The 13,349-nt window shown below is 67.6% G+C and carries 12 protein-coding genes; 7 read left to right on the top strand and 5 right to left on the bottom strand.

From position 1 onward, the window contains the following. Positions 1-140: 140 nt before the first annotated feature. A complete protein-coding gene (locus ABJD39_RS14300; protein WP_348610105.1) occupies positions 141-1,430 on the bottom strand; it encodes a Cdc6/Cdc18 family protein in 1,290 nt (429 codons plus the stop codon). A 1,162-nt stretch (positions 1,431-2,592) separates the two neighbouring features. Beyond that, positions 2,593-3,345 carry an MBL fold metallo-hydrolase gene (locus ABJD39_RS14295; RefSeq protein ID WP_348610102.1) on the bottom strand — a complete coding sequence of 251 codons (753 nt, stop codon included), beginning with the start codon at positions 3,343-3,345 and terminating at the stop codon, positions 2,593-2,595. 420 nt (positions 3,346-3,765) lie between these two features. Here ABJD39_RS14295 and ABJD39_RS14290 point away from each other — a divergent pair, with 420 nt between their 5' ends. From ABJD39_RS14290 to ABJD39_RS14280, 3 genes are all read left to right on the top strand, one after another. Continuing rightward, positions 3,766-5,361 carry a succinic semialdehyde dehydrogenase gene (locus tag ABJD39_RS14290; RefSeq protein WP_348610099.1) on the top strand — a complete coding sequence of 532 codons (1,596 nt, stop codon included), beginning with the start codon at positions 3,766-3,768 and terminating at the stop codon, positions 5,359-5,361. Continuing rightward, complete coding sequence (locus ABJD39_RS14285; protein ID WP_348610096.1) at positions 5,358-6,506, top strand: SDR family oxidoreductase; 1,149 nt, start codon at positions 5,358-5,360, stop codon at positions 6,504-6,506. The genes ABJD39_RS14290 and ABJD39_RS14285 overlap by 4 nt, the downstream gene beginning before the upstream one ends. A 99-nt stretch (positions 6,507-6,605) precedes the next feature. Then, on the top strand, positions 6,606-7,394 hold the full coding sequence (locus tag ABJD39_RS14280; protein WP_348610093.1) for an N-acyl homoserine lactonase family protein: 789 nt from the start codon (positions 6,606-6,608) through the stop codon (positions 7,392-7,394). 67 nt (positions 7,395-7,461) lie between these two features. On the opposite strand, the gene ABJD39_RS14275 is transcribed toward ABJD39_RS14280, so the two are convergent. Then, positions 7,462-8,445, bottom strand: a complete 984-nt coding sequence (locus tag ABJD39_RS14275; RefSeq protein ID WP_348610090.1) for a winged helix-turn-helix domain-containing protein — start codon at positions 8,443-8,445, stop codon at positions 7,462-7,464. Positions 8,446-8,632: 187 nt separating this feature from the next. Between ABJD39_RS14275 and ABJD39_RS14270 the strand changes: the two genes are divergently transcribed. From ABJD39_RS14270 to ABJD39_RS14255, 4 genes are all read left to right on the top strand, one after another. Further along, positions 8,633-9,214: a biotin transporter BioY gene (locus ABJD39_RS14270; RefSeq protein ID WP_348610087.1), complete on the top strand. Its 582-nt coding sequence runs from the start codon at positions 8,633-8,635 to the stop codon at positions 9,212-9,214. A gap of 8 nt (positions 9,215-9,222) precedes the next feature. Continuing rightward, positions 9,223-10,002 (top strand): energy-coupling factor ABC transporter ATP-binding protein, encoded by a 780-nt coding sequence (locus ABJD39_RS14265; RefSeq protein ID WP_348610084.1) that lies wholly within the window; start codon positions 9,223-9,225, stop codon positions 10,000-10,002. After that, complete coding sequence (locus ABJD39_RS14260) at positions 9,996-10,724, top strand: energy-coupling factor transporter transmembrane component T family protein (protein ID WP_348610081.1); 729 nt, start codon at positions 9,996-9,998, stop codon at positions 10,722-10,724. Before ABJD39_RS14265 ends, ABJD39_RS14260 begins: the two co-directional genes overlap by 7 nt. Before the next feature lie 72 nt (positions 10,725-10,796). Further along, positions 10,797-10,991: a hypothetical protein gene (locus ABJD39_RS14255; RefSeq protein WP_348610078.1), complete on the top strand. Its 195-nt coding sequence runs from the start codon at positions 10,797-10,799 to the stop codon at positions 10,989-10,991. Between the two features lie 78 nt (positions 10,992-11,069). Here the strand turns inward: ABJD39_RS14255 and ABJD39_RS14250 are convergent, their stop codons facing one another. Next, on the bottom strand, positions 11,070-11,930 hold the full coding sequence (locus ABJD39_RS14250; RefSeq protein ID WP_348610075.1) for an aldo/keto reductase: 861 nt from the start codon (positions 11,928-11,930) through the stop codon (positions 11,070-11,072). 80 nt (positions 11,931-12,010) lie between these two features. Next, positions 12,011-13,324 carry a phosphoribosylamine--glycine ligase gene (locus ABJD39_RS14245; protein WP_348610072.1) on the bottom strand — a complete coding sequence of 438 codons (1,314 nt, stop codon included), beginning with the start codon at positions 13,322-13,324 and terminating at the stop codon, positions 12,011-12,013. Positions 13,325-13,349: the final 25 nt, after the last annotated feature.

Below are 13,349 nucleotides of genomic sequence, written 5' to 3'. Positions count from 1 at the left end.
CCGATGGGAGCGAGTACGTGCGAGCTGAGCGTCCCCGTCAGATCACGCCGGAAGCACTCGAAAACCGGTGTTGGTGTGGGTAGAGAACCGAACAGAGTATGCGAGAGCGGAACGGGACCGAGTCACACGACGAGGAGGTCTCAGGTGTCGATAAGCCCGGCATCACGGAGGATCCGTTCGATGTCGAGCGAAACGCCGTCGAGTGGAAGTTCCGACTCGGCGATGGCGTCCCGGACCTGTTCGACGGTGAGCGCCTCGGACAGCTCGTAGGTGTTATACTGGCCGCCGCGGAGGCCCTCGTTGTTCTGGTACGAGTGGAGGAACCCGAGCATGTCGAGTCGGGTGAGGTGGTTGTACATCCCGCGCTGGCTCAGCGGATCGTCGCCCGCGGCCTGCGCGAGGCGGCGGTACGCCGCGTGGATAGCTTTCGTCCGCACCGGCGTTCGGCCGTCGGCGTCGAGGCGCGCGACCGCCGAAAGGATGAGTTGTTTGTGCTGGTCCTGATCGGCGACGGACTCGACCATATCCCCGTAGTCGAGTTCCTCTTTCGCCGCGTACACGTCGTCGGGTTCGATCGGGACGTGCCCCTCGTTCTCGGCGTGTTCGGCCGCCTGTTTGAGGAGGTCCATCGCGCGACGCGCGCTCCCGGAGGAGTTGCGAACGGCGAGTGCGGCACACAGCGAGAGTACCTCTTTCCCGTACGTGTCGGGGTGGAGCGCGCGTTCGGCGCGCGCCTCGATGATCTCCTCCAGTTCCTCGGCGGTGTACGCCGGGAACTTGATCTCCGTCTCACACAGCGTGTCACGGACCTTCGGGGAGAGGTTCGACCTGAACGTGTAGTCGTTCGAGATCCCGATAAGCCCGATCCGCGTGTTCTCCACGTAGCCGATGTCGCGCGCACGCGGGAGATCGTACAGCAGCGTATCCGACTCGCCGACGCGGTCGACCTCGTCGAGCACGATAAGGACAGTGCCGCCGATGGCGTCGAGCTCGTCGTACAGCATCTCGTACACCTCGCGCGCGGCGTATCCCGTCGACGAGACGGTCTCGCCGTCGCGCAGTTCGTTGACCAGCGCGATGGCGACCTGATAGGAGGAGGCGGTTCCGTCGGCAGGCGCGAGGTTCTGGCAGTTGACGCGAACGTAGGTGAACCCACGCTCGTCGCCGGGCGCATCGGCGTTGCGCGAGTCGATGTCGGCGTCGAGTTCCTGAAGCAGGTACTTCGTCGCCGCCGTCTTTCCGACGCCCGTGTCGCCGTAGAGGAAGGCGTTTCTCGGAGGTCTCCCTTTGTACACCGGTTTCAGGGCGTTCACGTAGTCCTGCATCACGTCGTCGCGGCAGAGGATCTCCGCCGGGGTGTGCTCCTCTGTGAAGAGATCCGCGTTTCGGATTATCTCCACGTCGTCTTCGAATATCGAACTCGACCCCATGTCGCACCACCCAGTCCGGCCACCCGAGTGATAAGGCTATGGAAGTTCGAATGCTTTCGCGTGCTTTCGAGTGTTACACCGGGTAGTTGCGAGTGCTCTGCGAGTGACTGCAGGTGACTGCGAGTGCTCCGGCTGACGACACGGGGGAAGCACCGGTTTTCGAGTGCTTCAGCGGGATGATCGGAGCGTTGCGGTGTGACTGAGAATGGGAACGTCGCAACACGATCGGTCGCCGACTGTCGCGTGTCAACGGCGGAGTCCCGACTTCTAGCGACTGACTGAATGACGGCTGCGTCGACAAGCGCCGGCTGCATCAACAAGCGCCGGCTATTGGGACCACGTAGGTGTATGCACAACCGTTCGGCATACACAGAGGCGTGTGGACGCTTCTCGGGACAGTCCAGTTTTCCGGAACGGCCACATCCGAGAACGCACCACGCCCACGAATACCCGTCACGTCCATGGACACACACCAGTTTTCGAGTGCTTTCAGGTCGGCGCACGGACGAGGTGTCGAGTCACCCGACGACCGAGGGGTACGACACCGGATTTCGTGTGCTCTCCTCGCTCGAAACTCGTATAAGCCAGGTAAGGACGTATGAACCGGAGTTTCGGGCGGGTAAACGGGTTTCTGGATGATGACCGCGCAGTGAGTCGTAAGATCTCCGATAGATCTGTCGGACTGATTCGCCGGCCACCCTCACACCGTATTTCGAGTGCTTGGATCAGTCGAGTGTGGGTTCGGTCTGCCCGACCAGAGATCGCTGAGATCTTGATATATAAATGCCGAGATAGTGTTGGTAAGAGGTCATATACTATCGCAAGAGACTAGCGAATTCGCCGGGTACACGGCTGTTCTTCTTCTTCTTCTAGCTAGGATCGATAACGATATATTATACGCGAGAGCGCCTCGCTCCGGACCCAACCCTCCCTTCCGTGAGGAAAGCACACGAAAACTGGTGTCAGGGAGTCCCCGTTCCACACCACTTTGCGAGTGCTTCACAGAGTGGGACCGGCAGAAGTGGCGCCACCGCCAGCGTCTCGTCTCCGCGTCGACACGTTCGCGGCGGTCAACACCGTGTTTCGAGTGCTTTCGGGGGTGCCGGGGATGGGGTCGCCGCCGCAACCCGGCTATCAGCGACCCCGGCGGAACCCGACCGAATCACTCGATCCGGAGCACGTCGCCGTCGCTGGGGATCATGACATCGTTGACGGCGCCACGGAGGTCGCTGCGCGTCACGAGACAGTGGTTGATCGCATCCATGTGCACGGCAGCGACCGTCGTGTCGTCCGAGACGACCTCACGAACGCGCCTCACATCGTCGCCGTCCATCGTTATCGGCTCGCCCTCGCGGAAGCGCGCGCCGCCTGTGTTCACGATCACGGCGTTCGGTCGGGTTTCCGAGAGCGTCTCCGCCACCTCGTCGTACCAGACGGTATCGCCGGTGAGGTAGATCGAGGGGGTCGCGTCCGAACCGCGCACGATCGCCCCAGTCACAGGCGCCATCGCCGCCGCGAGATCTCCATGGCCATGACGAGCGGGGGTGGGTGAGAGTCTCAAGTCTCCGACCGCGAGCTCCCCGTCGAGCGGACGGACATCGGTGAACCCCTCTGACTCGAACTCCTGGACCTGCTCGGGGTGGACGATCAACGGCACGTCAGCGTCGAGTCGGTCACGTGCTGCGTCGTCGAAATGGTCGTTGTGGCGGTGGGTGACGAGCACCGCGTCGTGATCGAGGTCGACCGGCGGCAGGTCGACGAGGGGGTTACGGCGCTGGTTGGGTGTATTCTCGACAGGTGGATCGGCACCCTGAGCTGCGAGCATGGGATCCACGAGCAGTGTCGTGTCCCCGACCGTGACCAGGAGTGTTGCGTGACGGACGAGCTGAACAGTTGCGACCGGATCTCCCGACATGGAGGTGACCGCGGCCGCGGGAGGTATGTGGCTATCGGCGCCGGCATCGCTGTCGACGTCGGTATCCCTGTCGACGCCGGAATCTCCATCGACGCCGCTGTCGCCGCTTTCGCCCCAGTTGTCGACTCCGTCGTCGATCTGACGTTGGTCGGGCGACTGCGTGTCCGCCGTCCGCGTCCGCCGCGTTCACACCGAACGGATCGACCGACTCGCCCCACCACCCGTGCAGTTACAACGGTTCGTCGTGTGTCACAGACGATGACGCGTTCCGCCGCTGACCGGCGATCTCGACGCCTTCAGTCCCGCCTCTCACGATCGCGCTTGGCCGAACTCGGCGCCCTCGCGACACGCGCTGCTCCCGACGAACGGGGCGACGAGACCACCGTCGGAAGCGATTCTATCGCCGTAGACGATGTCACTGTGGGCGCCGATGTCACCGACGCAGGTGACAGCCGTGGCGTCGTCGAACACACCCCCGCAGACGACCGGGTTCGCGACCTGTTGCGCGAGCCGTCGCCCCACACTGGAACGACGCTCCGACCGCTGCCCGCCGCGAGCGTCGACGACGTCGCCGCGGCGATCGATCGGGCACGGGCGGCGCAGCGCTCGTGGAGCGCACGCTCGCCGTCCGCGCGAGCGACCGTCCTCGAACGGGTGGCAGATCTGGTGCTCGACCGGCGAGCGGCGCTGGCGGATGTCGTCCAGGCAGAGACGGGCAAAGAGCGCGAGGGCGCCGTGAACGAGGTGTGGGACATCGCCGCCAACGCAGAGTACTACGCCGGGCGTGCGCCGGAACTGCTGGCGTCGACCCGCCGCGCCGCTGCGATCCCGGGAGCGACCCGAACGACCGAGCATCGTCACCCGATCGGCGTCGTCGGCCTCGTGACGCCGTGGAACTACCCGCTCACGCTCGCCGTCTCCGACGCCCTCCCGGCGCTCGCGGCCGGCAACACCGTCGTGATCAAGCCGGCGGAGGCGACGCCGTACACCGCGCTCGCGGGACGAGAGCTCCTGATCGACGCCGGCGTGCCGTCCGAGTGCGTCCACGTCGTCCCGGGGACCGGCGAGACTGCCGGCACCGCGCTGGTCGAGCGTGCGGACTTCGTCGGCTTCACCGGAAGCACCGCGGTCGGCCGGGAGGTCGCCGCCACGGCCGGGCGCCGTCTCGTCGACGCCTCGCTCGAACTCGGCGGGAAGAACCCGATGGTCGTGCTCGCGGACGCCGATCTGGACGACGCCGTCGACGGCGCGGTCGCCGGCTGTTTCCCCAACGCGGGCCAGTTGTGCGTCGCTCTCGAGCGGATCTACGTCGCGGACGCCGTCTACGAACAGTTCCGCGATCGGCTCGTCGCGGCGACCCGAGCGCTCGATCTCGGCGTCGGCTTCTCGTACGACGCGGACGTGGGCTCGCTGATCGGCCCGGATCAACTCGACCGCGTCCGTGACGCCGTCGACGACGCGATCGCGGACGGCGCGCGGGTGCTCACCGGCGGGCGTCACCGTCCGGATGTGGGACCGTACGTGTACGAACCGACGCTGCTGGGGGCCGTCGACGACGACGCGGCGATCGCTCGCGAGGAGACGTTCGGCCCGGTCGCGACGCTCCACCGTGTGGCCGACGCCGACGAAGCGATCGACCGGGCGAACGACTCCGCGTACGGACTCCACGCGTCCGTCTGGACTCGCGACGCCGCGCGGGGGGAGCGTGTCGCCGAGCGGATCCGGACGGGGACGGTCTCGGTGAACGACGCGTACATCTCGACGTACGGCGCGGTCGACGCGCCGATGGGCGGCATGGGCGACTCCGGAGTCGGCCGCCGTCACGGCCGCGAGGGACTGTCGAAGTACACGGAGGCGCAGACGGTCGCGGTCTCCCGGGCCGGCCAACTCTCGCTCCCCGGCCCGCCGTGGCGCGGGCCGGCCGTCCGCGTCGGAAGCGCGTTCCTTCGCGGCGCGAATCGCCTCTCGCGGATCGTCCGCCGTCTGCCGTTCGTGGGCCGCGGAGGGCCCCGATGACGACCGTCCTGCTCACCGGTTTCCCGGGATTCCTCGGCTCCGCGCTCGTCGAGCGACTGCTCGACCGCCACGGCGACAAGGACGCGCTCGTGCTCCTCGTGCAGCCGCGCTACCGCGAGGCGGCCGAACGTCGCCGCGACGCGCTGCTGTCGGCTGCCGCGGCCGGCGGACGCGAGCGCGCCCCCGACTCGGACCCCGATCTTCCGAGCGTGGACCTCGTCGAGGGGGATATCACCGAGCGCGACCTCGCGCTCGGCGACTCGGGCGACAACCGGCGCGACGCGCTCGCCGCCCGGACGGACCTCGTGTACCATCTCGCGGCCGTGTACGACCTCGGCGTCGAGCGCGAGCTCGCGGAGGCGGTCAACGTCGACGGTACCCGTCACGTGCTCGATTTCTGCGTCGACGCGCGTGAATCTGGAGACTTCGACCGCCTCCACTACGTGAGCACCTGCTACGTCAGCGGTCGATACGAGGGGACGTTCACGGGGGAGATGCTCGCGGAGGCGGGACCGTTCAACAACCACTACGAGGCGACGAAACACCGCGCCGAGGTGCTGGTTCGCGAGGCACTGACCGAGCGCGACCTCCCGGCGACGGTGTACCGGCCGGCCATCGCCGTCGGCGACTCGACGACGGGGGAGACGCAGAAGTACGACGGCCCCTACTACCTGCTCGATCTGGTGCGCCGGCAGCGACGGGTCGCGTTCGTCCCGCGGATCGGCGACCCGCGGGCGACGACGCTGAACCTCGTCCCGCGAGACTACGTCGTCGACGCGATCGACGCGCTCAGCGGGATGGCCGACACCGTCGGCAGAACCTACCAGCTGTGCGACCCGAACCCCCCGACGATCGCGGGGCTGTACCGGGCGTTCGGCCGCGCGACCGGGCGCCGGATCGTGCCGGTCCCGACCACGGCGCGCGTGGCGAAGGCGGCCTGCGAGGCGCCGCTCATCGGCGACATCCTCGGGTTGGAACCGGAGACCGTGCCGTACCTCACGCACCCGACCGAGTACGCCGACGGTGCGACGCGAACGGCGCTCGCCGGAACGGGGATCGAGCCGCCGGCGTTCGAGTCGTACGTCGACACCCTCGTGGCGTACGTCCGCGACCATCCCGAGGTGACGCCGGACGCGATGGTGTGAGGCCGGCGCGAGATGAGAATCCAGTAACACGACCTCGGTGGGGAGCGGAAGCGCGACGCCGGGCGTACGTTGAAGCCCCCGGCGGTCGTGTGAACGGGCATGCCCGAGGTCACCCTCGTCGACCGCGGTCGCGTCCGCGCGGACCAGGCGTACGTCGTCGACGGCGCGTCGATGGCCAGCGCGGCCGAACCGGATCCCGAGCACACCCGCATCGAGTTCGTCGTCTGGAACGCCGTGATCGAGGCCGGCGGCCGGACGTACCTGTGGGACACGGGCGTGCCCACCGACGCCGCGGAGTACTGGCCCGAGCCGCTGTACGGCGCGTTCGAGGCGTACGACGCGAGCGAGCACTCCCTGGAGAGCGACCTCGCGGACGCGGGGTACGAGCTCGCCGACATCGACGCGGTGGTGATGAGCCACCTCCACCTCGATCACGCTGGGGAACTCGACGCGTTCGCCGGCACCGACACCCCGGTGTACGTCCACCGGGAGGAACTGGAGTTCGCCTTCTACTCGTCGCACACCGAGGAGGGGTCGATCGCCTATCTGGCGTCGGACTTCGACGGCGACCTGAACTGGCGCGTGGTCCACCGCCATCGTCACACGCTCGCGGACGGGTTCGAGTTGCTCCACCTGCCGGGCCACACCCCGGGCCTCCTCGGTGCTCGGATCGAAACGTCGGAGGGGACCCTCCTCGTCGCCGGCGACGAGTGTTACGTCGACGCCAACTACGCCGACGGCGCGCCGCTGGGCCCGGGGCTGCTGTGGAGCGAGCGGGACTGGCGCGAGAGTCTGGAGACGCTCCGTGAGTTGGAGCGGCGGACCGACGCGGACGTGCTGTACGGCCACGACCTCGATCGGTTCGAGGCGCTCGCGGCGCGCTACTGACCGGCTGCGGCGTCGCTGTGGCGTCGGGACACCGACAATATGGCGGCGAACTCGGGTCCGCGTTCGCTCACTCCACCGGACGAACCCGGATGTCGCCGTCGACGGTCACCCGCACCCGTCCCGAGGGAAGGTCGTACTCGACGGCCGGCTCGTCGCCGTCGACGACGTGCATCGGCCACCCGGCCGTGACGGCGAAGGCGTCGTAGCCGAGTTCGTCGACTCCCGCGGCCGCCAGCGCCTCGCGGAAGGGCGTTCGATGGCTGACCATGAACGCCGCGGGGGAGATCCCGCCCTCGGAGCACACCTCGCAGACCACCCTGACCGTCGCGGGCATGCTCGTGCCGCACTCGGCACACGGGCCGTCGCTCGCGTCGTGATCGGTGCACTCGCGGAGCCGTGACTCGGTCGGGCCGCCGCAGCGCGGACAGCTTCCGTCCCCGAACGTCCGAGCGCGGTGACAGTATCTGCTGTGAACGCGGTCCAAGAGCGCCTCCGGCGCGGCGTCGATGTCGTCGCCGACGGCGCCGCCGGGGACGGGAATCGAGCTCAGCGTCCCCTCCGGCATGTAATCGAAGCCGAGTGCCCCCGGGCACTCGGTGCACCGCGCCGAGACGAACCCGTTCGTGTACGACACGCATACCGGCGCCCCGCACAGGTAACACGACGCAGTGGTCGGTTCGGAGACGGCGCACTCGGTTGGGGCGACGGCGCCGCTTTTCACCGTTCGGACGAGCTCCCTGCCGGGGTATCGGATCATGTAGCCCTCGGGGCGTTTCTCGACGAACTCCCCGAGCAGCTGGTTGAGGTGGTAGCTGAACTTCCCGCTGTCGGCCTCGCCGACCGCCTCGCGAAGCTCGGTGAACGGGACGGTGTACTCGCTGCGATCGCCGACCGAAACGCGCTCGTGGAGTACGCGGAGGATCGACAGCCGCGTCTCGTTGCCGACGACCGCAAACGAGTCCTCGGGCGACTGTCGGTCCTCCTGGACGACTGCGGGCGTCTCCCCTTCGGCGGCTTCTCGAGTGTCGCTGAGGGAAGCGTCGTCCGACATGCCCCGGACTCGACGGTCGACGGTCATAAGCATGGCCCAACACGACCGTTTCGGGCGGACAGTTCCGGACGACAGCAAGCCAGCGAGCAGCCGGAACGACGACCACGGTTCGACGCCGCAGCAGGCACCGATAGTCACCCGAACGTCTCGTAAAGTCTAACAACACGCTTGGTTTACGGGAGAGCACATGAGTACCGCAACGGACGACGTCGACCTCGTCGGCGACGAGATCGTCGCCAACGTGGCGCGGGCGGCGCTGTTCGCGGCGTTGACCGGCGTGTTCGCGTACATCTCGTTCCAGCTTCCGGTGACCTCGGTGCCGTTCACTCTGCAGGTGTTAGGCGTGTTCCTCGCCGGCGTGTTCCTCGGCCCCGTGTGGGGCGCGGCGTCACTGATCATCTACGTCGTCGCCGGGGCGGTCGGTGCGCCGGTGTTCGCCTACGGCTCCGCCGGCCTCGGGTCGCTGTTCGGACAGTGGGGGGGATACCTGTGGTCGTACCCGTTCGCCGCCGCCGTCGTCGGCGTGGGAGTCCACGGCGCGGGCGATCTGACCGACCCGGGTTCGGTCGGCCTCGGTCGCCTCGTCGGCGCGATGACCGCCGGGACGCTCGTGATCTACGCGTTCGGAACCGTCGGCTACGCGCTCGTCGGCGATGTGAGCCTCGTGACCGCGGTGCTGGCCGCGGCGGTTCCGTTCGTCCCCGCGGAGGCGATCAAGGCGGCAGCGACGGTGGCGATCGTTCGCAGCGACGCCGTCATCGCGCGGTAACCCGAGCCGTGATCGAGGTTCGCGAACTCACACATCGGTACGGCGCCGGCGACGCCGGTAGCAATGACGACGCCAACGTCGGTACCGATGACGACGCCGATACCGACGCCGAAGCCGGGTCGAGCGCCCTCCGCGAGGTGTCGATTCAGATTCCCGACGGGGAGTTCCTCGTGCTCGCGGGCGCCAACGGCTCCGGGAAGTCGACGCTCGTTCGACACTTCAACGGCCTGCTCACGCCCGACGAGGGCGAGGTACTGGTCGACGGAACCCCGGTCGTCGACGACCTCGTCGCCGCTCGCACGCGCGTCGGGATGGTGTTTCAGGAGCCGCGCGACTGCTTCGTCGCCGCGACGGTCGCCCGCGACGTGGCGTTCGGCCCGGAGAACCTCGGGTTACCCCGTGAGGAGATCGACCGTCGGGTCGAGCGCGCGCTCGCGGCCGTGAACATGGCCGACCGCGGCGACGAGCGCATCAACCGGCTCTCGGGGGGCGAACAGGAGCGGGTCGCCATCGCCGGCGCGCTCGCGATGGACCCGGCCCATCTCGTCCTCGACGAACCGTTCACGGGGCTCGACGAGTCGGCCCGCGAGTCGGTACTCGCCCACCTCCTCGAACTCCACGGCGACGGAACTGGAATCGTGCTCGTGACCCACGACCTGCGGGACGTGCTCGACCACGCCGACCGGCTCGTCGTCCTCGCCGACGGCGAGATCGCGGTCGACGCGCCCCCGTCCGCCGGCCTCGACGCCCTCGAGGACCGCCCGGTGCGCCGGCCCGAGCGATGCTGACGTACGAGCCGGGCGACTCCGTGGGACATCGCCTCGACGCGCGGAGCAAGCTGCTGCTGCAGGCGGCGTTCGCGGCGGCGGCGTTCGGGCATACCGACCCGGCCGGGCTCGTCGTGCTCACCGGGCTCACGGTGGTCCTGATCGCGCTCGCATCGACAACGCCGGGAGTCGTGTTCGGCGAGTACCGCGGGGTGCTCCCGTTTCTGGCGGCGGCGCCGGCGATCGAGTCGCTGCGGTTCGGAGCCCCCTGGATCGACCCCGCCGCAGCCGTCGATCCGGCGCTTGCGGCGTACCGCACGCTCCTCCTCCTCGCGCTCGTCGCGGCGTACGTCCGAACGACGCCCGTTCGGGAGTCGGAGGCCGCCGTCGCGCGGCTCGTCCCCGGCAAGCCGGGACGGCTTCTCGGGCTCGGCGTCGGGCTCGTGTTCCGGTTTCTCCCGGTTCTGCAGGCGGATCTGGCCCGGACACGCGAGGCGATGGCCGCACGACTCGGCGACCGGCGTCCGCTGCGCGACCGCGTGCGACTCGTCGCGACCGCGGGATTGACCCGCGTGCTCTCCCGCACGGACCGGCTGGCTGTCGCGCTGCGCGCGCGATGTCTCTCGTGGAATCCCACGCCGCCGGAGGCGACGTTCGGACGGGACGACGTGCTGGCGCTGGCGCTTGCTACGGTGCTCGTACTATGGGCGTTGTGGCCGTCGTTCACCGCGGCGGTGTGGTGACGCCGTGGTGGCTGGTCGGCGCGGTAGATGCCGACGCGCTTTTATCGGATCGCGGAGCAACCTCCCACAACAATGAGTGAACGCGAGGCTGAGGACTGGCTGATCCGGTATCTGGTCGTGATGGTCGTCGCTGCGACGGCCCTCCTGATGCTCATCTACGGGCTCGTGTTTGCGCCGAGTATGGCCGTGACCGCCGGCGCGGTCGTCGCGCTCGCGGCGGTCACGGCGGTCATCATCATCGACCTGCGGTCGTGGCGGACGGCGTAAGACGGGACGCATCGAACCGGTCGAACCGGCCGAACCCACCGAACCGGCCGAACCCACCGATCGGACCGAACGCGACAGTTACTCTCCGGCGTCGGTGAGCCGGGCGACCTCGTCATCCGAGAGCGACAGCGACGCCGCGGCGACGTTCTCACGGAGGTGGTCGACGCTGGAGGTGCCCGGGATCGGGATCGTCACGTCCGAGTGAGCGAGCAGCCACGCGAGCGCGACCTGTCGGCGGGTCGCGTCGTGCGCCGCGGCGACCGCATCGAGCGCGTCGCCGACGGCGCCCAGGTCGCCGGCGGCGAGCGGGTACCACGGGATGAAGCCGATCCCGGCGTCCGCACACGCCTCCAGGACCGTCTCGTCCTCCCGGTTGGCCACGTTGTACTGGTTCTGGACGGTCGCGATCTCGACGTGCTCGCGCGCCTCGTCCAACTGCTCGACCGTGACGTTCGAGAGGCCGACGTGCTCGACGTGTCCCTCGTCTTTTAGCTCGGCGAACGCGGCCACGCTGTCGGCGAACGGCGTGTCCGGGTCCGGGCGGTGGAACTGGTACAGGTCGATGGCGTCGACGCCGAGGCGGTCCTTGCTGACGAGCACCTGGTTACGGATGTAGTCGGGATCGCCGTGGGGGAGCCAGTCGCCGCCGGCCTCCCGGAGCAGCCCCGCCTTCGTGGCGACGACCGCGTCGTCGACGATCCCGGACTCCCGAAGCAGGCGCTCGGAGGTGCCCGGTCCGTAGGAGTCGGCCGTGTCGACGAAGTCGACGCCGAACTCGACGGCGCTGCGGGCGACCTCGCGGGCGTTCTCCTCGTCGTCCGGGGCGCCGATGATGTCGTCGCCGCACAGGCGCATCGCGCCGAATCCGAGCCGGTTCACCGTCGTCTCGCCGTCCAGATCGAACGTCCCCGCGGTCGCCGCGTCGGGTGTCTTACTCATACGTAGTCGTGAACGTCACCCGTCAACATAGTCGCGGCGGCGGGACCTCACGGAGCCGGGAGCGGTACTCGCGGAACGGCCTACGCCGGTCCGAGGTATCCCCACGCCTGAAGGCGGTCGCCGTCGCCGTCGATCCAGCGCTCGCCGACGTCGTCGCGGTAGTACATGTTGGGCATGACGATGTCGTCGATCCGGTCGTACGCCTGCTCGCGCGCCGCGTGCATCGTATCTCCTTTGCCCGTCACGACGATCGGCATCCCGTTGTTACCGGCCGCCCGCCACTGGCCATCGACGTTCTTCGTGTCTTCTAGGTGGATCCCTTCTCGGCTGTCCGTCTCGAACACCACCACCGCGTTTCGAGAGTTCTCGTCGTACGTCTTCTCGTCATCGAACGGGAACGGCGGGAGGACGACCCGAACGCCGATCTGGTATCCGTTGTGCACCTCTAGTTCGGGGTTGTTGCCGTGTGCGAGGTCGTAGAAAAACTCGCCAGTAGACGACTCGATCGACTCTTCCTGCAACGCGATCGTCGGATACCCGAACCGCGGCGTGAACTCCAATGGATAGATGCCGGTCTCGTTCACGATGCAGTTGATGTCGATACTCCCGACGTAGCCCTCCTCCGCGAGCCACTCTTCGAGTTTCCCGAAGGTCTCTTTGAACAGTTTGTTCTGCCCGGCCCAGAACATCGACGTGCCCATCTCGCCGGTCTGGGGGCCGATGTTTCCCGGGAACAATTTCTTGTGCTCGAAATTGAAGTTGACCTGATCGATGAACTCGTTGCCGTTGAAGAACCCGCAGATGGCGATCTCCACACCGTCGACTTTCCGCTGGAGCTGGAACCCCTTCATCCGGTGGCCCCACGCCTTCTTGTACGCCCGAAGCACGTCTACGACGTCGCTGCCGTCGTCCTCGTTGCCGACGTAGAGCAGTCGTTTCACGTTCTGGACTTCGCCGAGTGGCTTGATGACGTACGGAGCCGGATTCTCCTGAACGTGTTGAATGCCTGCGTCGAAGTCGTGGAAGATGTGGTGCTCGACGGTGTTGACACCGTGCGCTTCGAGGATCTCCATCGCGTAGCCGCGATCTTCTTCGAGGTGATCGGTGTTCGGCGTCCCACCGACGACAGCTTTGCCTTGCTCACGGAGTTCCTGAGCGAGTTTGCCTGTCCCGATATCTGATCCAACCCAGATGTCGTCGAAAACGATGACGTCGGCCCACTCGACCTCCGCGCGCCAATCGTCGGCTTTGGGCACGAAACCATCGCCGATCTCCGTGTCACTCTCGGCTTCGATGTAGTACTTGACGTCGTGGCCTTCTTTGTGAACTTGCCACGCGAGGTCGGTGATCAGTGCGGCGTCGGCGGAGACAAACAGGAACCTGTGCTCGCCCATACCGCTACGGCGACACGAACGCAGT

It is taken from the genome of Halobaculum rarum, assembly GCF_040025155.1.
Classification (GTDB): Archaea; Halobacteriota; Halobacteria; order Halobacteriales; family Haloferacaceae; genus Halobaculum; species Halobaculum rarum.
The sequence above is the reverse complement of the archived record's forward strand: the minus strand, read 5'-3'. Positions and strand labels throughout refer to the sequence as shown.